At 72.0% G+C, this 25,280-nt stretch carries 20 protein-coding genes, 1 tRNA gene, 1 pseudogene and 1 riboswitch; of the genes and pseudogenes, 10 read left to right on the forward strand and 12 right to left on the reverse strand.

Annotated elements, in window-relative coordinates; translation table 11 throughout:
- The first annotated feature begins 151 nt into the window (after positions 1-151).
- Both ACFHYO_RS01670 and ACFHYO_RS01675 read left to right on the forward strand, forming a co-directional pair.
- Positions 152-2,032 (forward strand): heme biosynthesis protein HemY, encoded by a 1,881-nt coding sequence (locus ACFHYO_RS01670; RefSeq protein WP_394317901.1) that lies wholly within the window; start codon positions 152-154, stop codon positions 2,030-2,032.
- A gap of 43 nt (positions 2,033-2,075) precedes the next feature.
- Positions 2,076-2,151: transfer RNA gene (locus tag ACFHYO_RS01675), tRNA-Thr, on the forward strand.
- A 154-nt stretch (positions 2,152-2,305) separates the two neighbouring features.
- Here the strand turns inward: ACFHYO_RS01675 and ACFHYO_RS01680 are convergent.
- On the reverse strand, positions 2,306-2,857 hold the full coding sequence (locus ACFHYO_RS01680; protein ID WP_394317903.1) for a CAP domain-containing protein: 552 nt from the start codon (positions 2,855-2,857) through the stop codon (positions 2,306-2,308).
- Positions 2,858-3,116: 259 nt separating this feature from the next.
- Here ACFHYO_RS01680 and ACFHYO_RS01685 point away from each other — a divergent pair, with 259 nt between their 5' ends.
- From ACFHYO_RS01685 to ACFHYO_RS01705, 5 genes are all read left to right on the forward strand, one after another.
- Positions 3,117-4,997, forward strand: coding sequence for an acyl-CoA synthetase (locus ACFHYO_RS01685; RefSeq protein WP_394317905.1), 1,881 nt, complete (start codon positions 3,117-3,119; stop codon positions 4,995-4,997).
- Positions 4,998-5,177: 180 nt separating this feature from the next.
- Positions 5,178-5,377: riboswitch (cobalamin riboswitch) on the forward strand.
- A 128-nt stretch (positions 5,378-5,505) separates the two neighbouring features.
- Entirely contained in the window at positions 5,506-7,437 is a 1,932-nt protein-coding gene (locus ACFHYO_RS01690) for a TonB-dependent receptor plug domain-containing protein (RefSeq protein ID WP_394317907.1), read from the forward strand.
- 95 nt (positions 7,438-7,532) lie between these two features.
- Positions 7,533-8,396, forward strand: a complete 864-nt coding sequence (locus tag ACFHYO_RS01695) for an ABC transporter substrate-binding protein (protein WP_394318096.1) — start codon at positions 7,533-7,535, stop codon at positions 8,394-8,396.
- Positions 8,393-9,379: a FecCD family ABC transporter permease gene (locus tag ACFHYO_RS01700; protein ID WP_394317909.1), complete on the forward strand. Its 987-nt coding sequence runs from the start codon at positions 8,393-8,395 to the stop codon at positions 9,377-9,379. The genes ACFHYO_RS01695 and ACFHYO_RS01700 overlap by 4 nt, the downstream gene beginning before the upstream one ends.
- Positions 9,376-10,110 carry an ABC transporter ATP-binding protein gene (locus ACFHYO_RS01705; protein ID WP_394317911.1) on the forward strand — a complete coding sequence of 245 codons (735 nt, stop codon included), beginning with the start codon at positions 9,376-9,378 and terminating at the stop codon, positions 10,108-10,110. Before ACFHYO_RS01700 ends, ACFHYO_RS01705 begins: the two co-directional genes overlap by 4 nt.
- On the opposite strand, the gene ACFHYO_RS01710 is transcribed toward ACFHYO_RS01705, so the two are convergent.
- The gene (locus ACFHYO_RS01710; RefSeq protein ID WP_394317913.1) at positions 10,107-10,754 is read right to left on the reverse strand and encodes a DsbA family protein; all 648 of its coding nucleotides are present in this window, start codon (positions 10,752-10,754) and stop codon (positions 10,107-10,109) included. The genes ACFHYO_RS01705 and ACFHYO_RS01710 overlap by 4 nt on opposite strands.
- Positions 10,755-11,050: 296 nt before the next feature.
- Between ACFHYO_RS01710 and ACFHYO_RS01715 the strand changes: the two genes are divergently transcribed.
- Entirely contained in the window at positions 11,051-11,998 is a 948-nt protein-coding gene (locus ACFHYO_RS01715; RefSeq protein ID WP_394317915.1) for a rhodanese-like domain-containing protein, read from the forward strand.
- Positions 11,999-12,049: 51 nt separating this feature from the next.
- On the opposite strand, the gene ACFHYO_RS01720 is transcribed toward ACFHYO_RS01715, so the two are convergent.
- The 7 genes from ACFHYO_RS01720 to rimO form a co-directional block, all read right to left on the reverse strand.
- Complete coding sequence (locus tag ACFHYO_RS01720; protein ID WP_394317917.1) at positions 12,050-13,306, reverse strand: DUF2254 domain-containing protein; 1,257 nt, start codon at positions 13,304-13,306, stop codon at positions 12,050-12,052.
- A 4-nt stretch (positions 13,307-13,310) separates the two neighbouring features.
- Entirely contained in the window at positions 13,311-14,966 is a 1,656-nt protein-coding gene (gene ettA, locus ACFHYO_RS01725) for an energy-dependent translational throttle protein EttA (RefSeq protein WP_168783175.1), read from the reverse strand.
- Between the two features lie 131 nt (positions 14,967-15,097).
- Positions 15,098-16,324, reverse strand: coding sequence for an E22 family MetX-like putative esterase (locus tag ACFHYO_RS01730; RefSeq protein ID WP_394317919.1), 1,227 nt, complete (start codon positions 16,322-16,324; stop codon positions 15,098-15,100).
- A gap of 65 nt (positions 16,325-16,389) precedes the next feature.
- On the reverse strand, positions 16,390-17,325 hold the full coding sequence (locus ACFHYO_RS01735; protein ID WP_394317921.1) for a capsular polysaccharide export protein, LipB/KpsS family: 936 nt from the start codon (positions 17,323-17,325) through the stop codon (positions 16,390-16,392).
- A 5-nt stretch (positions 17,326-17,330) separates the two neighbouring features.
- Positions 17,331-18,197 carry a sulfotransferase family protein gene (locus ACFHYO_RS01740; protein ID WP_394317923.1) on the reverse strand — a complete coding sequence of 289 codons (867 nt, stop codon included), beginning with the start codon at positions 18,195-18,197 and terminating at the stop codon, positions 17,331-17,333.
- Entirely contained in the window at positions 18,194-19,009 is an 816-nt protein-coding gene (locus tag ACFHYO_RS01745) for a hypothetical protein (protein WP_394317925.1), read from the reverse strand. Before ACFHYO_RS01745 ends, ACFHYO_RS01740 begins: the two co-directional genes overlap by 4 nt.
- Entirely contained in the window at positions 19,006-20,421 is a 1,416-nt protein-coding gene (rimO, locus tag ACFHYO_RS01750) for a 30S ribosomal protein S12 methylthiotransferase RimO (RefSeq protein ID WP_394317927.1), read from the reverse strand. The genes ACFHYO_RS01745 and rimO overlap by 4 nt, the downstream gene beginning before the upstream one ends.
- Before the next feature lie 117 nt (positions 20,422-20,538).
- Here rimO and ACFHYO_RS01755 point away from each other — a divergent pair, with 117 nt between their 5' ends.
- Both ACFHYO_RS01755 and ACFHYO_RS01760 read left to right on the forward strand, forming a co-directional pair.
- Entirely contained in the window at positions 20,539-21,027 is a 489-nt protein-coding gene (locus ACFHYO_RS01755) for a VOC family protein (protein ID WP_394317929.1), read from the forward strand.
- Positions 21,028-21,463: 436 nt separating this feature from the next.
- Positions 21,464-22,081, forward strand: a complete 618-nt coding sequence (locus ACFHYO_RS01760; RefSeq protein WP_394317931.1) for a hypothetical protein — start codon at positions 21,464-21,466, stop codon at positions 22,079-22,081.
- On the opposite strand, the gene ACFHYO_RS01765 is transcribed toward ACFHYO_RS01760, so the two are convergent.
- The 3 genes and pseudogenes from ACFHYO_RS01765 to ACFHYO_RS01775 form a co-directional block, all read right to left on the reverse strand.
- Positions 22,078-23,214, reverse strand: a complete 1,137-nt coding sequence (locus tag ACFHYO_RS01765; protein ID WP_394317933.1) for a Hint domain-containing protein — start codon at positions 23,212-23,214, stop codon at positions 22,078-22,080. The two genes, ACFHYO_RS01760 and ACFHYO_RS01765, sit on opposite strands and share 4 nt — an antisense overlap.
- Positions 23,215-23,414: 200 nt before the next feature.
- Entirely contained in the window at positions 23,415-24,176 is a 762-nt protein-coding gene (locus tag ACFHYO_RS01770; protein ID WP_394317935.1) for an ABC transporter permease, read from the reverse strand.
- A gap of 155 nt (positions 24,177-24,331) precedes the next feature.
- Positions 24,332-25,261, reverse strand: a pseudogene (locus tag ACFHYO_RS01775) (ABC transporter ATP-binding protein); the annotation flags it as partial.
- Positions 25,262-25,280 lie beyond the last annotated feature (19 nt).

Here is a 25,280-nt window from a genome sequence, read left to right on the forward strand (position 1 = left end):
GCCGCCACCGCCCCGGTGGACGCCGCCTCGGTCGGCCGCCCGGCGGCGGTCGAGGCCGCGGCGCCCTCGGCGGTCGCGCCGCCAGCCGACGTGCCGCCGCCAGTCGCTACCCCCTCCCCTGCCGCAACCCCGTCGAATTGAGGTCCGCCCGATGCTGCTCACGCTTCTGAAGGTCACGTTCTTCTTCGGCGTCGTCCTCGCGGCGGCGCTGGGGGCGATGCACCTTGCGCAGACCGGGCACCCGCTGGTGCTGCAGTTCAACGGTGTCGAATACACCTTCGGCCCGGTGCAGGCCGCGGTGGCCGCGATCCTGTTCATCCTCGCCAGCTGGGTAATCGTCCAGCTTCTGCGGCTGGCGCTTGCGTTCATCCGCTTTCTCGCCGGGGACCGCACCGCCATCGACCGCTATTTCGACCGCTCGCGCGAGCGGAAGGGGTATCAGGCCCTGGCCGAGGGGATGCTCGCCGTCGCCTCGGGCGAGGGGCGGCTGGCGCAGGATCAGGCGTCGAAGGCCGCGAAATATCTGGACCAGCCGCACCTGACCAACCTGCTCGCCGCGCAGGCGGCCGAGACGGCGGGCGACGCCCGCCGCGCCGAAGAGGTCTACCGCGAGATGCTGGCCGACGCCCGGACCCGCTTCGTCGGCATCCGCGGGCTCATGCAGCAGAAGCTGGCGATGGGCGAGACCGACACCGCGCTGCGGCTGGCGGAAAAGGCCTATGCGCTCAAGCCCGCGCACACGGATCTGCAGAACACCCTGCTGACGCTGCAGACGCGCGAGCACGACTGGAAGGGTGCCCGCCAGACGCTGCGCGACAAGCGCAAGCAGGGCACCCTGCCGCAGGACGTCCACCTCCGCCGCGACGCGGTGCTGGCGCTGCAGGAGGCGTCCGAGGTGCTGGCGCACGGCAACTCGATCAGCGCTCGCGAGGCGGCGATCAGCGCCAACCGCGCCTCGCCCGACCTCGTACCGGCGGCGGTGCTCGCGGCGCGCAGCTACCTCGCGCAGAAGGACACCCGAAACGCCAGCCGCCTGCTGCAGAAGGCGTGGGAGGCGCAGCCGCACCCGGCGCTCGCCGCCGTCTACGCCGAGATCGTGCCGGACGAGACCCCGGCCCAGCGGCTGCGGCGGTTCGACGACCTGCTGCGTCACAAGCCCGACCACCCCGAGACGCGGATGCTGCGCGCCGAGCTGGCGCTCGCGGCCGAGGATTTTCCCGCCGCCCGCCGGGCGCTCGGTGATCTGGCCGAGACGCAGCCGACGACCCGCTCGCTGGCGATCCGCGCGGCGGTCGAGCGGGGCGAGGGCTCTGACGACAGCGTCGTGCGCGGCTGGCTGGCGCGGGCGATGAACGCGAGCCGCGGGCCGCAGTGGGTCTGCGACAACTGCCACAACGTGATGGCCGACTGGGCGCCCGTCTGCGACAGCTGCCACGGGTTCGACACGCTGAGCTGGCGCGAGCCGCCGGTGGCGGCGCGGATGGCGGGGGCGAGCAACGGCGTCGAGATGCTGCCGCTGATCGTCGGCCGCCCGGCCGGGTCCGAGGCGCACGTCGACCAGAGCTTCACCGAAGCTGATGCCTATGCCGAGGGCACCGACGCGCCCCGCCACCTGCCCGGACCGCGGCCCGCCGCACCGGCGGCGCAGCCGGCGAGCAGCCCGGCACCCGCCAAGCGCCGCACGACGCGGACCGAGGTCCCGAGCGTCGCCCCGGGGATGGTCCCGCGCGAGTCGGACTACGCCCCCTCCTCGACCGTCACCGATCCCGAGCCGCTGCGCCTCGACCCCGCCGCGCGCCGGGGCGGCGAGACTGCGACCGTGGTCACCGTGACCGAGGTTTCGCCGCCGCCGGCCGTGGAAATCACCCCCCCGCCGGCCTCGGCCAGCGACCGTGTTACGGCGGCCGAGTCCAACAAGACGCCCGCGGCGTCTCGCGCGGCCGCGCCGGCGCCGGTTGCAGACGACAGCGGCAACCCGCCCGTGCGCCCGGACGTCGAGCCGCCGCTCGCCGAGGCGACGGATTCGCGCTGACCCCCTTTTCCCCCGCGCGGGAAGGTGCTAACCCGCGCGGCACGCCGCAGTAGCTCAGCTGGTAGAGCACGTCATTCGTAATGATGGGGTCGGGGGTTCGAGTCCCTTCTGCGGCACCACTCCTCTGAAATTCCATCGCGTCACGCGTCCCTTGGGGACCGGCCTGCACACGACTGCCGGTGCGCCGGTCGCGATGCGAAAAAGGGGGCTGTCTGCCCCCCATCGCCCTCCGGGCGATTCCCCCCGAGGATATTTCGACCAGGAGAGAACGGACTACCGCGGGGCGGCGTAGACTGCGGCCCAGAAGACCGTCTTGCCGTCCGCGGCGACGGCGTGGCCGATGCCCATCTCGCGCAGCTGCGGCAGCAGGATGTTGGCCCGGTGTCCCGGGGACTGCGCCCAGATCGAGAGCACCTGGCCGCCGGCGAAGGGGCCGGCGGCGATGTTCTCGGCGGTGATCTGCGGGCGGTAGCCCAGCGCCTTGACCCGCTGCGACGGGCCGCGCGTGGTGCTGCCCTGATGCGCCATCAGCCCGCGCCGGGCCATGTCGCAGGCGTGCGCCGCCGCCGCCGCCGCCAGCCGCGCGTCGGCCTTGACTGGTCGCAGACCCCGCGCCTTGCGGTGAGCGGAGGTCACGCGCGCCGCCTCGCCGTTGTCGGCCCGGGTCGTTGAAACGCAGCGGGCCGCGCCGGGTTGGGCAGCCTGCGCGGAGGCCAGATCAACGCGGACCTTCACGGTTTGGGCCGCGCCGGGGTGGGCGGCGAACAGCGACGCGCCGAGCATCACGGCCAACAACATCTTCGCCTGATTGGATTTCCTGCACATGGGGCTTCCTCCTCGGGCAACGTCACGTCTGATCTCAGCACACCAAGAAGGGTTTCATCCTCTGTAAATTACCACTCTAAATTGTTTAGAATTTGTATAGCTCCAGCTCTACTGGCCTATGGGTTCCATCCTCTGCCCGCCCCGCCGTCACGCCTGACGCCGCGTTCCGGGCGTACGAAAGAGACAAGAACTTGCCCCGCTGCCGCAGTTTGTCTCATGCTGCGCGGACCTTGGGGGATAGTGAGGAGGGAGGAGCCGGATGTCGCGCTTTGCAACCATGGCCGATCGGGACCGCATCGAAGCCGAATCGGCCTATGCCGACCGCGACCTGCCGAAGACGATGTACCGGTTCCTGACCGCGACGCGGGACCGCTTTCCCACCCGTCCGGCGCTGTCCTTCCAGCTTCTGTCCGACCCCCGGGCCGCCGCCCGCACGCTCAACTGGACCGAGGTGCACGAGCGCGTCACCGAGACCGCCAACCTCTTCCGCAAGCTCGGGGTCGGGCCGACCGACACGGTCGCCTATCTGCTGCCGAACAGCCTCGAGACGCCGATCGTGCTGATCGCCGGGGCCACCGCGGGCGTGGTCAACCCGATCAACCCGCTGCTCGAGCCCGAGCACATCGCCGGCATCCTGCGCGAGACGAACGCCAAGGTGCTCGTGACCCTCAAGGCCATGCCCAAGACCGACGTGGCGCAGAAGGCCGCGGCGGCGCTGGCGCTCGCCCCGAACGTCGAGACGGTGCTCGAGATCGACCTCGCCCGCTACCTGACCGGGGTCAAGAAACTGCTCGTCCCGCTGATCCGGCCGCGGGTCAAGGCGACCCACAAGGCCCGCGTGATGGACTTCGAGGCCGCGGTCTCGGCCCAGCCGCACGACCGCCTGACCTTCGACGACCCGGCCAAGGACCGCGTCGCCGCCTATTTCCACACCGGCGGCACCACGGGGATGCCGAAGGTCGCGCAGCACCGCTATTCGGGGATGATCTACAACGGCTTCCTCGGCGGCGAGCTGCTGTTCGACGAAACCGACGTGCTGATGTGCCCGCTGCCGATGTTCCACGTCTTTGCGGCCTATCCGATCCTCATGTCCTGCATCCACTCGGGCGCGCACATGGTGATGCCGACCCCGGCGGGCTATCGCGGCGACGGCGTCTTCGACAATTTCTGGAAGCTGATCGAGCGCTGGCACGCGACCTTCCTCATCACCGTGCCGACCGCCATCGCGGCGCTGATGCAGCGCAAGGTGGACGCGGACGTCTCGTCGCTCAGGACCGCCATCTCCGGCTCGGCGGCGCTGCCGGTCGAGCTTTACAACCGCTTCAAGGCCGCGACCGGGGTCGAGATCGCCGAGGGCTACGGGCTGACCGAGGCGACCTGCCTCGTGTCCTGCAACCCGGTCGACGGGCTGAAGAAGGTCGGCTCGGTCGGGATCCCCCTGCCCTACACCCATGTCCGCATCCTGCGCAGCACGCAGGCGGGCTATGAGGACTGCGGCACCGACGCGATCGGCGAGATCTGCGTGGCCAACCCCGGCGTCATCGAGGGCTCGACCTACACCGAGACCGACAAGAACCGCGACCTGTTTGCCGAGGGGCGGTTCCTGCGGACGGGCGACCTCGGGCGGCTCGATTCGGACGGCTATCTGTGGATCACCGGCCGCGCCAAGGACCTGATCATCCGCGGCGGCCACAACATCGACCCGGCCGAGATCGAGGACGGGCTGATGTCGCATCCCGACGTGGTCGGCGCCGCCGCCATCGGCCAGCCCGACAGCTTCGCGGGCGAGCTGCCCTGCGTCTATGTCCTGCTGCGCGAGGGCGCGACCGCCACCGAAGAGGATCTGGCCGCCCACGCCCGCGCCCATATCCACGAGCGCGCGGCGGTGCCCAAGCACATCGACATCGTGCCCGAGCTGCCGCTGACCGCGGTCGGCAAGGTCTTCAAGCCCGAGCTGCGCCGCCGCGCCATCGCCCGGGTGCTGGACGCGACGCTCGCCGATCTGGGCGGATCGGTCGCCGAGGTCGTGGACGACCGCAAGCGCGGCCTGACCGCGCGCATCGCCCGCGCCCCCGGCGCCGACGAGGCGGCGATCCGCAAGAAACTGGGCGAGTTCACCGTCGCCTGGGAATGGGCCTGAGCCTTGGGGGGCGGCGCCTGAGCCGCCCGCCTGCCCTGCCGGCCGTTCGCCGCGCGCTCATGTGACCTCGGCGGCCTCGCGCCGCCTCTAGCTCTCAGCCCCCCGTGTCCCTCCCGCACCGCCCGCCGCGTCATTCGCCGCCGGGGCGGTGCTCTGCATTGACGCCACCGGCCCCGGCGCGATAGCAGGCCGCGACCGAGTTCCGGCCTCGCCGGATTGAAAGGGAACACGGGGGACGGGCGCCTGCCCGCAGCCGTGGCTGCCCCCGCAACTGTGCGCGGATGGCGGCGCCGACACGCCACTGGGGACCGCACCCCCGGGAAGGCCGGCCGCCGCGATGATCCGCAAGCCAGGAGACCTGCTCGGTCACCACCCTTTTGCCGGCGCGGGGCGTGCGGGCAAAGCGGCCTGCCGCAGCGGTGATCTTTGCTGTCTGCGGGGTCGCACCGATTCCCGGACCACCACCAACCGCGGGCCGACCGCCCGCCCCGTCCACGGGAACCGCCTGATGCCCTACGTCCCCCCTGCCCCCCGCCTGCTCGCCGCCACCGGCCTGCCGCTGATCGCGGCACTCGCCATGCCCGCCGCGGCGCGCGCCCAGGTCGCCCCCGAGCCTGCCCCCGCCACCACCCCCGCTGGTGTCACCGCCGTCACCCTCGACCCCGTGGTGATCTCGGGCGGCTTCTCGCCGGTCGAGGCCGACGCCTACGGCCGCGCCGCCACCGTCGTCACCGCCGAAGAGCTTGAGCAGCGCGGCACCGCCACGGTGCAGGACGCGCTGCGCGGCCTGCCCGGCGTCTCGATCACCGCGACCGGCGTCTCGGCCGGCAGCATCCGCATCCGCGGCGGCAATCCGAACCACACGCTGGTGCTGATCGACGGCGTGAACGCCGCGGGCGGCGACCAGCCCTATACGTTCAGCGGCCTCGACCTTACCGATGTCGAGCGCATCGAGGTGCTGCGCGGCCCGCAGTCGGTCTATTACGGCTCGGCCGCCGCCTCGGGCGTGGTCAACATCATCACCCGCAAGGCCGACCGCACCGGCGGGCGGGCGATGATCGAGGGCGGCAACGGCGCCGCCGGCGCGCTGAGCTACGCCACCGTCACCGACCGGCTGCGGATGCAGGTGGACGCCGGCTACCGCGAGGACCGCAGCTCCGACGTCTCGAAGGGCGATCCCGGCGACCGCGACGGGCTGCGCCGGGCGACGCTGGCATTCTCGGGCGACTGGCAGGCGACCGACGACCTGAAGCTGGGGTTCGCCACCCGCCACGCCGAGGAGCGCTATTGGTACGACGCCACCAACTTTGCCGCGACCTCGGCCAGGGACTACCTGCGCGACGTCGACTACTGGGCCGACCGGCGCGAGCGGATCAACACCGTCTGGGGTGAGCTTGCGACGCTCGACGGGCGGCTGACCCACCGGCTCTCGTGGCAGGAGACGCGCACCGAGGTCGACAGCCACGACGATTTCCCGGTGGACAGCGAAGGGCGGCGCGAGGCGCTGAAATACCGCGCGACCTACGGTCTCGACGCCGCGGTGGCGGACGCGCGCCAGACGGTGGCGCTGGCCTATGACCACATCAAGGACCGCGCCTCGGGCGGGTCCGACTGGAACCTCGACACCGATTCGGTGGCGCTCGAGTATCGCGGCGCCTTCGACAACGGGCTGGATGTGCAGCTCGGCCTGCGCCGCGACGACAACTCGACCGTGGCCGACCAGACGACCTGGGCGGCCGGCCTGTCGTGGCAGATCGCGGGCACGCCCTACCGGCTGCACGCCTCGGCCGGGACCGGGGTGGTCAACCCGCAGTATTACCAGCTGCTCGGCGGCTACGGCACGGTCGGCAACCCCGATCTCGTGCCCGAGACGAACCGGAGCGTGGACCTCGGGCTGGAATACCGCCTGCCCGACGGGCGCGGCCTGATCGACGTGACCTGGTTCCGCGACCGGCTTGAGAACGCCATCGACTATTCTCGCGTGCCGCTGCCCGACGGCTCGAACTACTTCAACATCGACGGCACCAGCCGCCGCGAGGGGGTCGAGGTCGCCGCCCAGTACGAGGTCACGGACGCGCTGTCGCTGCGCGGCGCCTATACCTATCTCGACGCCCGCAACCCCGACGACAGCCCCGCCACCCGTCGCCCCCGGCATGAGCTGGGGCTGACCGCGACGCTCAAGACCTTCGGCGGGCGCGGCTGGGTGTCGGCGGACCTGCGCCACGTCGCCGACATGACGAGCGAACAGTACTGGGGCACCTACGCCAACGCGCGGATGCCCGATTTCACCGTGGTGAACATGGCGGCGAGCTTTGACCTGACCGACAGCGCGCGGCTGACCGGGCGGATCAACAACCTCTTCGACGCCGAGTATCAGGAGGCGTGGGGCTACACCGCCCCCGGCCGCGCCGCCTGGATCGGCATCGAGCAGCGGTTTTGACCGACCCCCGGCCCGCGCCCGCACCCGACCTTGCCGCGCCGCGCGCGGCGAGGCGCCGGGTGCCCGCGGGCCGTCCGCGGCTGGCCCGGCGTCCCCTGCGGGCACCGCGGCCTCTCGCGTTGCTCGCCGCGCTGCTCGTCCCGGCGCTGGCCGGGGCGGCCCCGGCGGCCCTCCCGCCCCCCGCCACCCCGCCCGCGCGGGTGGTGTCGATGAACCTCTGCACGGACCAGCTCGCCATGCTGCTGGCGGCGCCGGGGCAGCTCGTCTCGGTCAGCCACCTTGCCCGCGATCCGCAGATGTCGGCGATGGGGGCCGAGGCCGCGGCCTATCCGACGAACCGCGGCCGCGCCGAAGAGGTCTATCTGATGCGCCCCGACCTCGTGCTCGCAGGCACCTATGACGGCCCGCCGGTGGCGATGCTGGCCCGGCTGGGCGTGCCCGTCGTGACCCTCGCCCCGCCGACCTCGCTGGCCGAGACGCGGGCGGCAATCCGCACCATCGGGCAGGCGCTCGGGCGCGCGCCCGCGGCCGAGGCGATGCTGGCGCAGTTCGACGCCCGCCTCGCCCGCCTGGCCCACCCCGCGGGCGAGGGCGCGCCGCTGGCCGCGACCTGGGGGCCGAACGGCTATTCGGCCGGGGCCGAAAGCCTCGCCGGCGACGTGCTCAAGACCGCGGGCTTCGCGCTTCTCTCCGAGCGGTTGGGGATGGCCGGGTCGGGGACCGTCCCGCTCGAGACGCTGGTGCTGGCCGACCCGGCGCTGATCGTCACCGGCCGCCGCTTCCCCGGCGCCTCGCGCGCCGAGGAGACGCTGACCCACCCCGCGCTCACCCACCTGCACGCCCGCCGGATCGAGATCCCCGACGCCGACTGGGCCTGCGGCATCCCGCAGGTGCTCGACGCGCTCGCGACCCTCGCCGAGGCGCGCGCGGCGCTGCCCGCGACGGCAGGCCAGCCTTGACCCCGCGCCCCGCCCTGCTGCTCGGCGCGCTGGCGCTTCTGGTCGCCGTGCTGGCGCTCGCCTCGCTGCTGGTGGGCCCGGCGGGGACGCCGCCGGGCGAGAGCCTCGCCGCGCTCGTCTCGGGCGAGGGGCCGCTGGGCCTCGTCCTGCGCGAGATCCGGGCGCCGCGGGCGGTGCTGGGGATCATGGTCGGCGTCAGCCTCGGCCTGTCGGGGGCGGCGTTGCAGGGGTATCTGCGGAACCCGCTGGCCGAGCCGGGGCTGATCGGGGTCTCGGCCTCGGCGGCGCTGGGGGCGGTGATCGCCATCCAGCTTGGCGCCTCGGCGCTGGGGATGACGGTGCCCCTCGCCGCGCTCGGCGGGGCGCTGGGGGGCGTCGCGTTGATCCTGATGCTGGCCGGGCGCGGCGGCGGCAGCTTCGCGCTGATCCTCGGCGGGATCGCCGTCTCGGCGCTGGCAGGCGCGCTGACGGCGCTGGTGCTGAACCTCTCGCCGAACCCGTTTGCGGCCTATGACATCATGTTCTGGACGATGGGCTCGCTCGCCGACCGAAGCTGGGCCCATGTCGCGGCGGCGGCGCCGGTGATGGCGCTCGGCTGGGTGGCGCTGGCGCTGACCGGGCGCGGGCTCGACGCGCTGACCCTGGGCGAGGAGGCCGCGGCCTCGCTGGGCGTGGACCTTGCCCGGCTGCGGCTGACGGTGGTGCTGGGCACCGCCGCCGCGGTCGGGGCGGCGACGGCGGTGGCGGGCGCGATCGGCTTCGTCGGGCTGGTGGTGCCGCATCTCCTGCGCGGGCTCAGCGGCGGGCTGCCCTCGCGGCTGCTGCCGGCGGCGGCGCTGGGGGGCGCGGCGCTGGTGCTGGCCGCCGACGTCGCGGTGCGGGTGATTCTGCCCGACCAGGACCTGAAGCTCGGGGTGATGATGGCGCTGGTCGGCGCGCCGGTGTTCCTGCACCTCATCCGCCGCACCGAGGCCGGCAAATGAGCCTGACGCTCAGTGCCCTCACCGTCCGCCGGGACGGCTGCCCGGTGGTGGACCGGGTGTCGCTGGCGGTCCCGCCGGGGCAGTTCGTGGGCCTGATCGGCCCGAACGGCGCGGGCAAGTCCACGCTGATGCGCGCCGCGCTGGGGCTGATCGCGGCCGAGGGGACGAGCGACCTCGCCGCCCTGCCCCCCGCCCGGCGGGCGCGCCGCGCCGCGTGGCTGCCGCAGACGCGCGAGGTCGCCTGGCCGATCCCGGTCGCGGCGCTGGTGCGGCTGGGCCGCCGCGCCGACCCGGACCGGCGCGCCGACGCCCCGCCGGTGGCCGAGGCGCTGGCCGCGCTCGACGCCACCCACCTGCGCGACCGCCGCGCCACGGAACTTTCGGGCGGAGAGCTGGCGCGGGTGCTCATCGCCCGGCTTCTGGCGCAGCGCACGCCGCTGATCCTCGCCGACGAGCCGGTGGCGGGGCTCGATCCGGCGCATCAGCTCGCGGTGATGGCGCTCTTCCGCGACCTCGCGCGGCAGGGCCGCACGGTGATCGCCGCGGTCCACGAACTCGGCCTCGCGGCGCGGTACTGCGACCGGCTGGTGCTGATGGACCGTGGCCGGCTGGTGGCCGACGGCGCCCCGGCCGAGGTGCTGACCGCCTCCCACCTGCGCGACAGCTTCGGCGTCGGGGGCGCGTTCGTCGCCACCCCCGCCGGCCCGGCCTTCGTGACCCTGCCGCTCTAGACCCCCAGCGTCTTGCGGCCGCGCGCGACCAGCGCCTTGAGATCGTCGAGGCTCTGGTGCCCGAACACCGCCTCGTCCCCCGCGATCAGCGTCGGTGTCCCGACGAGGCCCATGTGGTCGGCGAGCTCGAACGAGGCGTTGATGTGCCGGCTGACCCGGTCCGACTGCATCTCGGCCCTGAGCCTGCCCTCGTCCAGCCCGACCCGGCGCACCACCCGCATCACCGAGGCCTCGGTGGCGCGTCCCTTGATGCCCATCAGCCCCGCGTGCATCTGCCAGTATTTCCCCTGCGGCAGCGCCGCGAGCGCCGCGCGGGCCGCGAACTCGGAGTCCTCACCGAACACCGGCCATTCCCGGAACACCACCCGCAGGCCGGGGTCCGCCGCGATCAGCCGCTGCATCATCGGCATGATGGTTTTGCAGTGCGGGCAGTTATAGTCGAAGAACTCGGACAGGGTGATGTCGCCCTTGGGGTTGCCCAGCACCGGCGCCGTCGGGTCGCGCTCGAGCGCGGTGCGGAGCGCCGCGGGCATCGGGTTGGGCCGGGCCGCGGTGGCGGTCTGGGCAAGTGCCCCGCGGGTCGTCAGCGCCACGCCGGCGGCGAGCGGCAGGGTCAGGGCGAGGGTCTGGCGGCGGGTCGGCATGGCGGTTCCTTTCATCGCGGGGCCTGCCGGGTGCAGGCCCACTTCTGCGCGGGGCCCCTTTGGCGGGGCCGGCGCGGTCACGGGCGGTCAGGGCGCCGCGGCCACGGACCCGATGGCCGGCCGGGGCCCTGACGCGGGCGGTCCCCCAAGGGCTTACGGGCATCGGCGCCGGGGGGAAAGTCACGATGGCTCCATCACCCGCCCGCCCGGTGCGGCGGCGCGCGCGGGGGCCGAACAGGGAACCCCACCGCGCGGTCGCGCGCTGACCCCCCGTACGAAAGAGGGAGGAGACCCGCATGACCACGACCCTGATCCGCTCGGCCGCCGTCCTGCTGCTGACCGCCGCCACCGCACCGATGGCGCTGGCGCAGGCCACGCCGGCCCCCGCCGCCCCGGCTGAAGCGCCCGCCGCGACCCCGACCGCGACCCCCGAGGCCGCGCCCGCGTCCCCGCAGGGCGCCCCCCGCGTCGGCATCACCCGCGACATGGCCGAGGCGGTGTTCAAGACCCCGGATGGCGAGTTCACCATCCGCCGCGACCAGACCCCCGGCGCCCGCCTCGAGGGGGACTGGGCGCTGACCAGCATGGACTGCCCGCCCTTCTGCATCCAGCCGATGAGCCCCGCCCCCGGCGTGACCACCGTGGGCGAGCTTGAGCTGATCGAGGCGATGAAGGCGGGCGACACGATCCTCGTCGATGGCCGCACGCCCGACTGGTTCACCGGCGGCACCATCCCCGGCGCCATCAACATCCCCTACACCCAGGCCGTCGAGCGGCTGAGCGAGCTCGGCTGCGAGCCCGATTTCGACGGCAAGTTCGACTGCGCCGAGGCGAAGAAGGCGATCCTGTTCTGCAACGGCATCTGGTGCGGCCAGTCGCCGACCGCGATCCGGGCGATGATCGACGCGGGCTATCCCGCCGACCGGATCAGCTACTATCGCGGCGGGATGCTTGCCTGGCGGCTGCTGGGGCTGACGGTGCGGGGCGGTGAGAACCCGGCGCCGGTCGATCCGATCGACGCGCAGGAGGTCTCGCCCGAGGACAAGGCCGAGCCGGGCGCCGCGGCGGCGGTGGACGCGGCCGATCCGGGCACGCCCGCACCCTCCGAGAGCGGCGCGGTCACGGTGACGCCGGCGGAGGCGCCGGACACCAAGAGTGAGAACCCGGTGGTGGACGGCACGGCCGAGGAAGCGGCCGACACCAAGGAAGCTCCGGCCGAGGACGGCGCAAAGCCCGCCAACTGACGCCACGAAGGGCGGCGCGGTGGCCCCGTCCGGGCCCCGCGCCGTCCCCGGTCAGCCGACCATCTTCCGCTCCCACCCCTGCGTCAGCTCTGCATCCGACCGCATCCGCGCGTCGTTCAGAAGCCGCCGGGCGGGGGCCGCCTCGCCGCAGCGGGCCAGCATCTCGAGCCCGTCGATCAGCGTCTGGATAACCTCGGCCGTCCCGGCCCCGTCGCGCAGGATGGGGCCATAGAACTCGCGGTAAAGCTCAGGCACATCCATCGCCGGGGCACGCAGTCGCGTATGCTCGACCACCTGCCGCGCGCCGGGGCGCTGGCCGGGCTCAGGGCCGCCGTCCCGTGGCGCGTGCAGCGTTTCGAGCACGCGGCTGCCGGCGCGCAGCACGTCCACCGCCGTGCCGGGGTCGTTCACCGCCGCCGACAGAGCCTTGCTCGCCACCTCGCTCAGCACGATCATCCCGTAGCGCAGGTCCTGGTCGAAGCTGCGGGTGTCGCCGATCTCGAACTCGTCGCAGAGGCTCGCGCCCACTTCCAGCGGCACGGGCTGCGAGACGCGCAGCAGCGGCTCGTCCCGGTGCACGTATTTGCCGGGCATCCGCAGGATCTCGACCTCGATCCCGTGCTTGTCAGCCAGGCCGTTCAGCCCCGCCATGTCGATGAAGCGCACATAGCCCGCCCGCTTGCCGACCAGCGCCGGCCCGGTGATCCCGCCGCGCAGCTCGACCGGGATCGCGCCCAGCGTCGGGCTGTCGCGATAGAGCGCCGCAGCCTCGTCGGCCACCGCCTCGATCCGGGCGATGATGTCGCTGACCCGGCCGAAGCTGTTGAGGTGGTCCACCCAGCGCAGCAGCGCCCAGGCGATCAGCAGGATGTCGATCAGCGCCGCGACGAACAGCAGCACCCGCGCCTGATCGGCGTAGAGCCCCGCCGACAGCCCGATGATCCCGACGATCGAGAACAGGAACGAGCCGATGAAGATCGACACCGCGTTCTGCGCCGCGGGGTCGGCGGCCAGCAGCGTGTTCGAGCGCGGCGTGGCGCTGGTGGTGGCCGACCCGTAGGCGCCGACGATGATCGACATCGAGAAGGTCGTCACCGTCAGCATCGACGAGGCGACGATGTTGAGCAGCGCATCGACCGAGCCCGAGGCGAGCTCGATCTCGGGCACATAGGGCAGGTACGGCCCGACCCACCACGCCAGCGCCGCGAGCGCCACGCCCGACAGGCTGAACAGCGTGACCCTGAGCCACATCCGCCGCAACAGCTCGCGCAGGCGCTGGCCCCAGTTGCCGTTCAGCCAGCGGTCCATCGCCTTACCGGGTGAACTTCTTGTACTTCACTCGCTTCGGCTCGATCGAATCGGGGCCGAGCCGGCGGACCTTGTCCTCCTCATAGGCCTCGAAGTTGCCCTCGAACCACTCGACATGGGCATCGCCCTCGAAGGCGAGGATGTGGGTGCAGAGCCGGTCAAGGAAGAAGCGGTCGTGCGAGATGATGACCGCGCAGCCGGCGAAATCTTCCAGCGCCGCTTCCAGCGCCTGCAGGGTTTCCACGTCCAGGTCGTTCGTCGGCTCGTCGAGCAGCAGCACGTTGCCGCCGGATTTCAGCAGCTTGGCCATATGCACGCGGTTGCGCTCACCGCCTGAGAGCAGGCCCACCTTCTTCTGCTGGTCGCCGCCCTTGAAGTTGAACGCCGAGGCATAGGCGCGCGAGTTCATCTGCGCGTCGCCGAGGTCGATCTGCTCGGCACCGCCCGAGATCTCCTCCCACACTGTCTTGTTGGCGTCGAGCGCGTCGCGGGACTGGTCCACAAACGAAAGCTGCACCGTGTCGCCGAAGGTGATCTCGCCCGCGTCGGGCTTTTCGGCCCCGGTCAGCATCTTGAACAGCGTCGACTTGCCGGCGCCGTTCGGGCCGATCACGCCGACGATGCCGCCCGGCGGCAGGCTGAAGTCCAGCCCCTCGATCAACAGCTTGTCGCCGAAGGCCTTGGTCAGGCCGGAGACCTCGATCACCTTGCCGCCCAGCCGCGGGCCGTTCGGGACGATGATCTGGGCGTTGGCGATCTTCTCGCGCTCGGACTTCGCCGCCATCTCGTTATAGGCGTTGATCCGCGCCTTCTGCTTGGCCTGCCGCGCCTTGGCGCCGGCGCGGATCCAGTCCAGCTCGCGCTCGAGCGACTTCTGCCGCGCCTTGTCCTCGCGGGCTTCCTGTTCCAGCCGCTTGGCCTTCTGCTCCAGCCACGCCGAATAGTTGCCCTCGTAGGGGATGCCGCGGCCGCGATCCAGTTCGAGGATCCAGCCGGTGATGTCGTCGAGGAAATAGCGGTCGTGAGTCACGATCAGGATCGTGCCCGGATATTCGATCAGGTGCTTCTGCAGCCACGCGATGGTTTCCGCGTCGAGGTGGTTGGTCGGCTCGTCCAGCAGCAGCATGTCCGGCTGTTCCAGCAGCAGCTTGCACAGCGCCACCCGGCGCCGCTCACCCCCGGAAAGGGTTTCCACGTCGGCGTCGTCGGGCGGGCAGCGCAGCGCCTCCATCGCCACGTCCACCTGGCTGTCGAGATCCCACAGGTTCTCGGCGTCGATCTCGTCCTGCAGCTTCGCCATCTCGTCGGCGGTCTCGTCCGAGTAGTTCATGGCGAGTTCGTTGTAGCGGTCGAGCTTGGCCTGCTTGGCCTTCACCCCCTCCATCACGTTGCCGCGGACGTTGAGCTGCGGGTCGAGCTGCGGCTCCTGCGGCAGATAGCCGACCGTCGCGCCCTTGGCGGCCCAGGCCTCGCCCGAGAAGTCCTTGTCGAGCCCGGCCATGATCCGCAGCAGGGTGGATTTCCCCGCGCCGTTGACGCCGACGACCCCGATCTTGACCCCGGGCAGGAAGTTCAGGCGGATGTTCTCGAACGTCTTCTTGCCGCCCGGATAGGTCTTGGACACGCCGTCCATGTGATAGACATACTGATACGAGGCCATGATCCGCTCCTGTAAGGTTGGCGGTTATCTAGGCCATCGGCGGCGTGAGTTGAAGGCGGCGTGCGTTGAAGGGGCCGGCGTCGAAGGCGGCGGGCGCGGTGGGCGGGGGCGGTCGCGCGCCCCCGCGCCGTTCAGCGGTCCAGGAAGCCGCGGATCGCCTCGCCGGCCTGGCCGATGTTGACCACCCCGTCCAGATGCCCGCGGGTGCCGTTGATCTCGACCACCTCGACCGGGGTGCCGTCGGACCGGATGATCGCCGCCGTCTCGCGCACCGCGTCGCCGGGGAACACCAGATCCTCGTCGGTGTGGACCAGCATCACCGGCACGTCGATGGCCTTGAGCCCGTCGTAGAGGCTCGTGCCCCCCGCCGCGCCCGCCGCCGCAGCCCCGGTGGCACCAGCGACGAACAGTTGGTTGGCCTTGATGAGATACAGCAGGTGGTTCGCGTCCGAGGTCGCGGCCCGCGCCGCGCCCCCGTCGCGCAGCGTCTGGACGACCTTGAACTCGTTGTCGAACGACGCCGCCGGGTCCGCCCCCTCGGCCGCCCATTGCCGCCCGAAGGTCGGGTTGGTCCAGTCGGGCGAGCTCGCCTGCAGGGTGATGATCTTCATCGCCGCGGCCAGCCCCGCGTCGGGCGGTGTGCCCTCATAGTAATCCCCGCCGTTCCAGTTGGGGTCGAGCCGCACCGGCGCGCCCCAGACGTCGAGCCACGCGATCAGATCGGCGTCGGCCCACCCGGACGAGATCACCGGGATCACCCGGGTCAGCTTGTCGGGATGCCGCGCCGCCCAGTCATAGGCCTGCAATCCCCCCATCGAGGCGCCCATCACCGCGTGCCATTTGCCGATCCCGATCTGGTCCATCAGCCCCTTCTGCGTCTCGACGAAATCGCCGATGGTCAGGATCGGGAAGTCCATCCCCCACGGCTTGCCGGTCGCCGGGTTCACCGTCGCGGGGCCGGTGGTGATGACCTTGGGGTTCTTGGCCCCGAGGTTCACCGGCGTGTCGGCCGAGACGACGAAATACTTGTCGGTGTCGATGGGCTTTCCCGGCCCGATGATCGCGTCCCAATAGCCCGGCGCGGCATCATCGGCCGCATATTTCCCCGCCGCGTGCGAGTTGCCCGAGAAGAAATGGGTGATCAGGATGGCGTTGTCCTTCGCCTCGTTCAGCGTGCCGTAGGTCTCATACCCCAGCGTCATCTCGGGGATGACCGCGCCGCCCTGGGTGGCGAAGTTGGTCAGGGTGAAGGACTGCTTCTCCACCAGCGCGTCGAGCGCGGCGGCGGGGCCGGCGAGCGCCACCCAGCCGATGAGTGCCGCGGCGCGCAGGGCCTGTCGTTGCGTGGATCGTGTCATGCGGGGCTCCTCTCCCTCTCTCCTCGCCGGAAAGTAGAGCCGCCGCGGCCGCCCCTGTCCACCGCTCAGGTGGCGGCGAGGCGGTCGAGCACCTTGTCGGTCCAGCCCGGCGCCGTGTCGTCCACGAACACGTCGCGGAAAAGCCACGTCGCATGGCGGCGCATCAGGTCCGGGTCGGGCGGCGCGGCGGTGTCGAGCGCCGTGGCGAGGTCCTCCGCGTTCCGCGCCCGCCGCGTCAGCGCGCCGTAGTCCGAGGCCCCGCAGGTGATGACCGCGCCGCCGCGCAGCTGCGCCTCGATCCCCACGCCCGAGTTGATGCAGACCGTCACCCGCGCCGCCGCGATCAGCGCGTCGATCGGCTCATCGAGCACATGGACGTGGCCCGCGGGGTCATGCAGCGCCCGCACCTGTGCCTCGAACTGCGGGTCGCGCGAGCGCGGGTGCAGCTTGATCACCACCGGCTCGCGCGGGGCACGGGCGAGGCACCCCGCGAGCATGGCGTGGGTGTCGAGGTCGGCCAGCGTCAGCACCTTGTCGCGCGGCACCTGCAGGGCGACGAAGATGCAGCCCGCGGGGATCTCGGCCTGCGGCGCGGGCTGGGGGTATTTGCTGACCCGCGGGATCAGGAACCGCTGCGCGAGGCCGTCGAAATACCGCCCCGCCTCATCCGCCGAGATCGCCGCCGGGTCGAAGCGCAGCCCGGCATTGGCTGACCAGCCGGAGTAGCCGGCCGGGTCGAAGCTGTAGAAGCCGGGCAGATACGCCTCTTTATAGAACAGGTTGTGCGGCCCGCGCCCGGTGCCGTGGAAGTTCAGCGTCCACACCCGCTCGGGCGCGAAGGCCCCCGGCCGGACTGCCACCGCCGAGCCGGTCGGGCGGATACCCTTCCGGGCCAGCAGCGCCGCCTCGAGTGCGCCGAGCATCCCGCGCCGCGGCTCGTCGCGCTCGGGGCGGGTGCGCGCCCACCACGGATAGTGCAGGTTGACCCGCCAGCCCGCCACGCCGTCTAGCGGATGTGGCGCGCGAACTCGGGCCCGAAGGTCGCCTCGATGAAGGCGAACTGCGGCTCGACCCGGCGGCGGATCTCGGCCCGGACCTCGCCGGGGCAGGACAGCGCGGCGTTCGCGGCGAAGACCTTGGCCGAGAGGTTGCGATAGCTGTGGGGGGAGAGGCCGCAATGCGCCTCGACCCGCGCCATCACCCCCGCCGGGTCCGCGGCGATGGCGCCGAAGGGCAGGATCAGCAGCCGCTCGGGGCCGAAGCGCGCGGTCCAGCGCGGCACATAGGTCGCATAATCGCCGCGGTCGTAGAGCACCGGGTCGTCGATCTCGGCCATCCACCCCGCGACGCCCTTGGGCGCGCGGCCCTTGCGGGTCAGGTTCATCTTGAGCTGGCTGATCGCCCGGTCCACCGGGTGGCGGATGATGTAGATGAACTTCGCCTGCGGCAGGAACGTCTCGACGAAGGCCACGCCCTCGTCGGGCAGGGTCGAATACTCTGGCGTGATGTCGCAGGGCTGGGTGCCGGCGGGGGCGGGGGCGAAGACCTGCTTGTACCAGTGGTTGGTGAACATCTCGCCGCGGGTGATCCGGTCGAGCCACTCGGCCATCTCGGGCGGCAGCGCCTCACCCTTCGCGGCATAGCGCTTTTCGAGGTTCTGCCGGGCGCGGCGGAAATGCCAGGGCAGCCACTGGAGATGCTCGGGCACGAAGCGGTGGTTGAAGAACTGCGCCTCCTTGAACGGCGGCAGCCACACCTGCGGGTGTTGGGACAGCATCTGGCTGAGCCAGGTGGTCCCGGCCTTCTGCGCCCCGATCCCGACGATCGAGGGCTTCTTCGGCGCCCCCTCGCGGTCCCACTTCGGCAGCGTCATGGCGCGCCCCCCACGCCCGGCGCCCCGCCCTCGCGCGGGGCCGGATAGCGCACCGCCGTCCACATGAAGCTGTGCGCGTCGATCATGTCCCGCGCGCCGAGGTCCGCCACCGCCGCCAGCGTCTCGCCCGCCATCTCCATCAGCGCGCCATAGACCCCGGGCGCGAGCGCCGGGTCATAGTCGAGCGCGAGGCGATGCCCGACGCAGCGCGCATAGGTCAGGCAGAAATCCGGCTTGAGCAGCAGGTTGCGATCCGGTCGCCAGAGGAACGGCAGGTAGGTCACCGTGGACCAGATCACCCCGTCCGCCGGCCCGAACCGTCCGAGCCGGTCGAGCGCGGTGACATCCCCCTCGGCCAGATCGGCCAGCGCCGGCAGGATGACATTGCCCCCCTTGCCGCGCAGCGTAACGGCCAGCCGACCCACGTCCTGCCAGTTGAGCAGGTCCTGCCCCTGGAACAGCTTCACCGCCCGCGCGGCGGCGTCGGGGGCGCGCGCCTCGGCCAGCGGCAGCGTCGCGGCCAGCCGCGCGGCCAGCGCGCGCTTGCTGCCGCCCTCGCCGTCGCCGCCATAGGCGGGGTCCGCGAAGCCGCCCAGAAAGGCCGCGAGGAACCGGCGCCGCGCGCCCTCGATCCCTACGAACAGCGGATCGGCCGCCCGCACCATCGCCTGCAGTTCGGCCAGCAGCCCCGCGCGGGTCGGGTGCTGGCGCGGCTCGTTCGCGCGGCCCACCACGATGCCGCGAAAGCCGCCCTTGGGGTCCGCCCGGACCCGCAGCATCGCATCCCCATAGGGGATGTCGGGCTCGGTCACAGCGTGCCCCACAAATCGTAGTCCGACGCCTCGTCCACCGTCACCTCGACCATGTCGCCGGGCGAGAGCGCCGCGAAGCCCTCGTCGATGAAGAGGTTGCCGTCGATCTCGGGCGCGTCGGCCATGGTCCGGCAGGTGGCCCCGCCCTCGTCCACCGCGTCCACGATCACCCGCTGCCGCATGCCGACCTTGGCCGAAAGCTTCGCCGCGCTGATCGCCTGGGCCTTGGCCATGAAGCGGTCCCAGCGGTCCTGCTTGACCGCGTCCGGCACGTGGTCGGGCAGCGCATTGGCCCGCGCCCCGCGCACGTTCTCGTATTGGAAGCACCCCACCCGGTCGAGCTGCGCCTCGTCCAGCCAGTCGAGCAGATACTGGAACTCGGCCTCGGTCTCGCCCGGATACCCCACGATGAAGGTCGAGCGCAGGGTGATCCCCGGCACCGCGGCGCGCCAGGCGGCGATCTCGTCCAGCGTCCGGGCGCTGGCCGCGGGGCGGGCCATGCGCCGCAGCACGTCCGGGTGGGCGTGCTGGAAGGGAATGTCGAGATAGGGCAGCACCCCGGTCCCGGTGGCGGCCGTCGCCTCCATCAGCGGGACGAGCTGGCGGACGTGGGGATAGGGATAGACGTAATGCAGCCGCACCCACGCCCCGAGCCCGCCGAGGTCGCGGGCGAGGTCGGTGATGTGCGCGCGGTGCCCGCGGTCCTCGGCGTGGCGCAGGTCCACCCCGTAGGCGCTGGTGTCCTGCGAGATCACCAGCAGCTCGCGCACGCCCGAGGCGACCAGCCGTTCCGCCTCGCGCACGACCGCATGGGCCGGGCGGCTGACCAGCCTGCCCCGCAGATCGGGGATGATGCAGAACTTGCAGGCGTGATTGCAGCCCTCGGAAATCTTCAGATAGGCGTAGTGCCGGGGCGTCAGCCGCACCTCGGACGCGGGCAGCAGGTCGATGAACGGATCGGGCGCCGGCGGCACCGCGGCGTGCACCGCATCCAGCACCTGCTCATACTGATGCGGCCCGGTCACGGCGAGCACCCTGGGATGGGCGCCGGTGATGTAGTCCGGCTCGGCCCCGAGGCAGCCGGTGACGATCACCCTTCCGTTCTCGGCCAGCGCCTCGCCAATCGCCTCGAGGCTTTCGGCCTTGGCGCTGTCGAGGAACCCGCAGGTGTTCACGATCACCGCATCGGCACCCTGATAGGCGGGGCTGATCGCGTAGCCCTCGGCCCTGAGGCGGGTCAGGATGCGCTCGCTGTCCACCAGCGCCTTGGGGCAGCCGAGGCTGACCATGCCGATGGTCGGCTGCCCGCCGCGGCCGAGGCTCTCGCGGTCCGGCCCGTGCGGGCGTGAGTCGTCGCCCAGCCGCGGGGCGGGGGCGAGGTCGGGACGCAGGTTCGGCGGATTGAGGCTCATGGCCCGCCTATAGCGCGCCGCGGCCGGAACGCAAAGTTGCGCGCGACGTTCCGCGCCTGTCGGGCCTCTCGCCGCGTGACCGGCGTGCCCGGCCCCCCAGCCGAAAGGACCTCGACCATGGCCGCCCCCAAGAACACCATCTGCCTCTGGTACGACGGCGACGCCGAGGCCGCCGCCCGCTTCTACGCCGCGACCTTCCCCGACAGCGCCGTGACCGCCGTCCACCGCGCCCCCGCGGACTTCCCCGGCGGGCATGAGGGCGACGTGCTGACGGTCACCTTCACCGTCTGCGGCCTCCCCTGCCTCGGGCTGAACGGCGGCCCGACGTTTCCCCAGACCGAGGCGTTCTCGTTCCAGATCGCCACGGACGACCAGGCCGAGACGGACCGGCTGTGGCAGGCCATCGTCGGCAACGGCGGGACCGAGAGCGCCTGCGGCTGGTGCAAGGACCGCTGGGGCGTCTCGTGGCAGATCACCCCGCGGGTCCTGACCGACGCGCTCGTCCAGGGCGGCGCGCCGGCGCGGCGGGCGTTCGAGGCGATGATGACGATGGGCAAGATCGACGTCGCCGCGATTGAGGCGGCCGTGGCGGGGGGCGGTGATTGAGGGCGGGGGGGGGGGGTGGCGGCTTGGCTGGCGTGACCCGCGGCAGGGCTGGTCGGAGCCTGCGCGTGGCTCGGCTTGGCTCGGGGTGTTGCGCGGATGGGGGCGCCTTGGGCCGCGAGGCGGCGTAGCTTGCGGCGGGGCTCAAGTGAACCCGACGGGGCTCCGCTTAGCTTCATCGCGGTGCGCGCTGCTACCCGGGCACTGCCCGCCCATGCTTACTGCTTGATTAGGACTCCACGTATGTTCGGCTTTGCCCCCTGCCCGGCCGACCCAACGTCTCCACCGCTTCCGTCAACCTCTGCTCGGCCAGACCTCCGGCTCGGACCAACCGTCCCCAAGCGACCGCCCGGCTGGCCTCACCCCCGAATCCCCCCCGACTCACCGCGACGCAGCGCAGCGGCTTTTCCTCGGTCTCGCGGCGGGGCATGATCGCGGCATGACCCAACGCCTCCGCCCTGCCGCACTCGCGGTCCTGACGCTGTTCGCCGTCCTCGCCGGTTGTGCCGACCCCGCCGGGGTGACCGGCGCGGCCCCCGGACAACCTGCCGCCCAGCCCGGACAACCCGCCGCCCCGACGGCGGGGGTGCGCCTGCCGACCGTGACCCTGCCGAGCGTCACCCTGCCCGCGGTCACCCGGCCCGGCGCGCGCCCGGCCGCACCCGCGCCCGCCGCCGCCCCCGCGGCGCCGCAGGGCCCGATCGTCATCCGCGACAACCGCGGCGGCAACGTCGTGCAGATGATGGCCTATCGCCAGCAGCTCGCCGCCTCGGGCCGCCCGGTCGAGATCCGGGGGCTCTGCAACTCGGCCTGCACGATGCTCGTGACCCTGCCGAACGCCTGTCTCGCGCCGGATGCGACGGTCGGGTTCCACGCCCCGCGGCTGCCGAACACCCAGGTGATCCCGCCGATCGTGGACCAGCTCATGGCCACGACCTACCGCAACGGCATCCGCGCCCGCTGGTTCAACGAATGGCGCCACTCGCTCAGCATCCAGTCGATCACCGCGCGCGAGTACGTGGCGCTCGACCCCATGACCCGGCTCTGCCCGCGCTAGGCGGGTAGCGGCTCGGGCATTCGCACGGTCAGCGGCGCCAGCGGGAGCGGCGCCACCAGCGGCTTGCGGTTCTTCACCTGACGCTCGACCAGCCTGCGGCTCTGCGCGCCGCGCAGCATCGGGCGCGCGGGCGCTGGGGTCGCCGCGCCCTCCTCGAGCAGCCCCGGGAAGATCGCCGCGATTTCGGCCAGAGCCTCGGGCGGGAGCGCCTGTCGGGCCATCGGGCCGAGATAGAGCGACTCGGCCTCGGCACCGTTGGCGAAGACGATCTCGTGGGCGTCGAACATCAGGTGCCAGTAGCCGACGCCCCCCGGCGCCGCGATCCGCTCGACCCCCGGCAGGCCCACCAGATGGACCGCCGCCACCAGCACCTCGGCCTGCCCCGTCATCCGCCCGGCGATGGGTGAGCGGACCAGCACCCGGTGCTGGGGCGAAAGCGTCAGCTCGCGCGCCGGCTGCCCGGGCCCCAGCGCCCCGGCGGCGATGCGCACCGGCGCCAGCCGCGGCGCCTGCGCCAGCTCGGCCCCCGACAGCCGCCGCCCGCCCAGCCAGCGCAGCGGCTGAAGCCCGTGGTCGCGCGTCAGCACGCGCTCGCCCACCCGCAGCGCCTCGACCGGGCGCGGACCGTCGGCCGTCTCGATCAGCGTGCCGGTGGCGAAGCACATCGCCTTCAGCCGGTTCTCATTGTCGCCCGAAAAATACGCGATGGTGAGGTAGGTGCTCTGGTCGATCGTGCCGATCGACAGCCGTTCGATCGTCCCGCCGGGGTAATATTTCTCGTTCTCCTTGGCGAACTGGTCGTATTCGATGGCGAGATAGCGTCGCGTCGTCCCGTCGCTGACCGTCAGCACCTGGTGCGAGCTGTAGAGATACATGGTCGAGCCGTCCGGCATCACCGTGGCGACCGTCGCGGTGATCTCGTGCATCCGGCTGATCGTCCAGGCGGTGCCGTCGAGCATCACCCGGTCGCCCACGAGGACGGTGCCCGCGCGCGCCGTCTCGACCGTCACCGGCTCGAGGATCGGGCCGAAGCTCAGCGGGGCCGGGTTCGGGCTGCCGGCATAGCTGTATTCGGCCATGACGGCGGGCGGCCCGGACAACTCGAAGAAATCATGGAGTGTTGCCGTCGCCACCTGCCCTCGCCCCTGTCCCCAGCCGCCGCTTGTCGCGCGACGTTCCGAATCGGGTAGCCGGGGATTGGTTAACGAAGGGTTAAGATAGTGGGGGCGTGGTTAACTTTTTGCGCGAAGCGCCCTGGGCCGTTACAACTTTGCCGCGATGGGGCCGCCCGCGCGACGGGCGTGCCGGCGATCCGCGTAGCCCCCCGAACGCCTCACTCCCGCAGCCGCCAACCGGTGAGAAAGATCCACCGCACCGCCACCAGCAGCACCGCGATCATCACCACCACCGCCGCGAGCGACAGCCCCACCGGCACGTCGGCCATGCCGAAGAACGACCAGCGGAACCCCGAGATGAGGTGCAGCACCGGGTTGAACGTGGCGATCCGGTCCCACGGCGCCGGCAGCATCGAGGCCGAGTAGAACGCCCCCCCGAGGAACACGAGCGGCGTGATCACCATCATCGGCACCAGCTGCAGCTGCTCGAAGTTCTTCGCCCACAGCCCGATGATGAAGCCCAGCAGCGAGAACGCCACCGCCGTCAGCACCAGAAACACCAGCATCCACACGGGATGGGCGATGTGGACGCCGACAAAGGCGAAGCTGGTGACCAGGATGATCAGCGCGATCAGCACCGCCTTGGTCGCCGCCGCGCCGACGAAGCCCAGCGCCACCTCGGCCCAGCCGGTGGGCGCCACGAGATATTCGTAGATCGTGCCCGAGAACTTGGGGAAATAGATGCCGAAGCTCGCGTTCGACACCGACTGCTGCAGCACCGTCAGCATCATCAGCCCCGGCACGATGAAGGCGCCATAGGCGATCCCCTCGACCGCCTGGATGCGCCCGCCGATGGCCGCGCCGAAGACCACGAAATAGAGCACGGTCGAGAGCACCGGCGAGGCCAGCGACTGCCAGATGGTGCGGAAGAACCGCGCCATCTCGTGTCGATACATCGCCCGGACCGATTGCCAGTTCATGCCGTGCCCCGCCCTGCATCCCGCGCCACGGCCGCATCCCCGGCCTCTGCGCCCGCAGCCTCGCCCAGCGCTTCCGTCACCGGCGGCGCGGCCGGCGCAGGACCCTCGTCCGCCGCCCCGGACCCGAGGCGCCCCGCGGCGGCCCCTGCGGCGCCGCCATGCTCGAGCAGCGCCATGAACACCTCTTCCAGAGAGGATTGCGTCGTCGCCACGTCCCGCACCGCGATCCCGCGCTCGTTCAGCGCCGCGAGCAGCGCCCCGATCCCGGTCCGCGCCGCCCGCGCGTCGTAGTCATAGTCCAGCCGCAGCCCGCCCGGCGCCAGCGTCAGCCCGGCCGCGATCCCGGGCGGCAGGCCCTCGGGCAGCGCCGCGAGCGGCCGGTCCAGCTCGACCGTCAGGCGCTTCCGCCCGAACTCGCCCATCAGCTCGGCCTTGGGACGCACCAGCAAGAGCCGCCCCTTGTCGATCACCCCGATCCGGTCGGCCATGTCCTCGGCCTCTTCGAGGTAGTGCGTGGTCAGGATGATCGTCACGCCCTGCGCCCGCAGGTCGCGCACCACCTGCCACATCTCGCGGCGCAGATGCACGTCCACCCCGGCGGTGGGTTCGTCGAGAAACAGCACCCGCGGCCGGTGCGACAGCGCCTTGGCGATCAGCACCCGCCGCTTCATCCCGCCCGACAGCTCGCGGGTCTTGGCGCCCCGCTTCTCCCACAGCGCGAGGCTGCGCAGAAGCTGTTCCAGATAGGCCTCGTCCGGCCCCTCGCCATAAAGCCCGCGGGTGAAGCGCACGCTGTCGATCACCGTCTCGAAGGGCTCGAGCGCGATCTCCTGCGGGACCAGCCCGATCAGCCGGCGCGCCGCGCGCCAGTCGGTGCGGATGTCGTGCCCGCCGACCCGGACGGTGCCGCCGGTCGGCACCACCAGCCCGCAGATGATCGAGATCAGCGTCGTCTTGCCGGCCCCGTTCGGCCCCAGCAGCGCCAGGATCTCGCCCGGCTCGATCGCCAGCGACACCGCGTCCAGCGCCACCGTGCCGCTGCCATACCGCTTGGAGAGGCGGTCCACCTCGATGATCGGGGGCATGGAGGCTCCTTGACTGGAT

This window comes from Paracoccus panacisoli, from assembly GCF_042435015.1.
Classification (GTDB): Bacteria; Pseudomonadota; Alphaproteobacteria; order Rhodobacterales; family Rhodobacteraceae; genus Paracoccus; species Paracoccus panacisoli.

What these genes read in the sequence shown, in the direction of transcription:
- ACFHYO_RS01670 (WP_394317901.1), top strand. Translation starts at nt 152, where the DNA reads ATGCTGCTCACGCTTCTGAAGGTCACGTTCTTCTTCGGCGTCGTCCTC.
- ACFHYO_RS01680 (WP_394317903.1), bottom strand. Translation starts at nt 2,857, where the DNA reads ATGTGCAGGAAATCCAATCAGGCGAAGATGTTGTTGGCCGTGATGCTC.
- ACFHYO_RS01685 (WP_394317905.1), top strand. Translation starts at nt 3,117, where the DNA reads ATGTCGCGCTTTGCAACCATGGCCGATCGGGACCGCATCGAAGCCGAA.
- ACFHYO_RS01690 (WP_394317907.1), top strand. Translation starts at nt 5,506, where the DNA reads ATGCCCTACGTCCCCCCTGCCCCCCGCCTGCTCGCCGCCACCGGCCTG.
- ACFHYO_RS01705 (WP_394317911.1), top strand. Translation starts at nt 9,376, where the DNA reads ATGAGCCTGACGCTCAGTGCCCTCACCGTCCGCCGGGACGGCTGCCCG.
- ACFHYO_RS01710 (WP_394317913.1), bottom strand. Translation starts at nt 10,754, where the DNA reads ATGCCGACCCGCCGCCAGACCCTCGCCCTGACCCTGCCGCTCGCCGCC.
- ACFHYO_RS01715 (WP_394317915.1), top strand. Translation starts at nt 11,051, where the DNA reads ATGACCACGACCCTGATCCGCTCGGCCGCCGTCCTGCTGCTGACCGCC.
- ACFHYO_RS01720 (WP_394317917.1), bottom strand. Translation starts at nt 13,306, where the DNA reads ATGGACCGCTGGCTGAACGGCAACTGGGGCCAGCGCCTGCGCGAGCTG.
- ettA (WP_168783175.1), bottom strand. Translation starts at nt 14,966, where the DNA reads ATGGCCTCGTATCAGTATGTCTATCACATGGACGGCGTGTCCAAGACC.
- ACFHYO_RS01730 (WP_394317919.1), bottom strand. Translation starts at nt 16,324, where the DNA reads ATGACACGATCCACGCAACGACAGGCCCTGCGCGCCGCGGCACTCATC.
- ACFHYO_RS01740 (WP_394317923.1), bottom strand. Translation starts at nt 18,197, where the DNA reads ATGACGCTGCCGAAGTGGGACCGCGAGGGGGCGCCGAAGAAGCCCTCG.
- rimO (WP_394317927.1), bottom strand. Translation starts at nt 20,421, where the DNA reads ATGAGCCTCAATCCGCCGAACCTGCGTCCCGACCTCGCCCCCGCCCCG.
- ACFHYO_RS01755 (WP_394317929.1), top strand. Translation starts at nt 20,539, where the DNA reads ATGGCCGCCCCCAAGAACACCATCTGCCTCTGGTACGACGGCGACGCC.
- ACFHYO_RS01760 (WP_394317931.1), top strand. Translation starts at nt 21,464, where the DNA reads ATGACCCAACGCCTCCGCCCTGCCGCACTCGCGGTCCTGACGCTGTTC.
- ACFHYO_RS01770 (WP_394317935.1), bottom strand. Translation starts at nt 24,176, where the DNA reads ATGAACTGGCAATCGGTCCGGGCGATGTATCGACACGAGATGGCGCGG.